Source organism: Pseudoduganella buxea (assembly GCF_009720835.1).
Lineage (GTDB): Bacteria > Pseudomonadota > Gammaproteobacteria > Burkholderiales > Burkholderiaceae_D > Rugamonas > Rugamonas buxea.
Genome location: NZ_WNKZ01000246.1, coordinates 1 through 523, shown reverse-complemented (window position 1 = coordinate 523; position 523 = coordinate 1). Strand labels below are relative to the sequence as shown.

1 pseudogene is annotated in these 523 nt (G+C 73.6%); it reads left to right on the top strand.

The features are described from left to right. A pseudogene (locus tag GM672_RS28650) lies at positions 1-523 on the top strand (AAA family ATPase); the annotation flags it as partial.

Below are 523 nucleotides of genomic sequence, written 5' to 3'. Positions count from 1 at the left end.
CCCAGGCCCGCGACACCGTGCAGCGGGCCTACGACGACGCGATGGCCGCGCAGGCGAAGTGGCAGGCGGCGGCCACCACGGCGGCGACGGCGCTGGCCCAGATGGCGGCGCAGCTGGAAGCGCTGGAATCGCAGCACCTGGAGGCGGCGGCGCGGCTGGACCATCTGCTGGACGAGCTGGAGCCCGCGTTTGCCGGCGTCGAACAACCCGACGCCGACTGGAAGGAAGCGTGGCGGGCCAACCCGCAGCACTTCCAGGCGCTGCGCCAGGCCGAAGGCAGCCAGTGGCAGAAGCAGCACGCCGCCATCGACAAGCGCAATGCCGACCTGGCCGCGCTGGAAGTGGAACTGAACGCACTGGCCGAAGCCCACACGCGGGCGGCGGCGGACGAGCAGACGGCGCGCCTGGCCTTCGCCAAGGCCGACGACGCGCTGCGCGAAGCCCGCAACGGCCGCGTCGCGCTGTGGAACGGCGCGCCCGTGCAGGAAGTGGAAGCACGGCTGCGCGGCGCCTGCGATGCGGC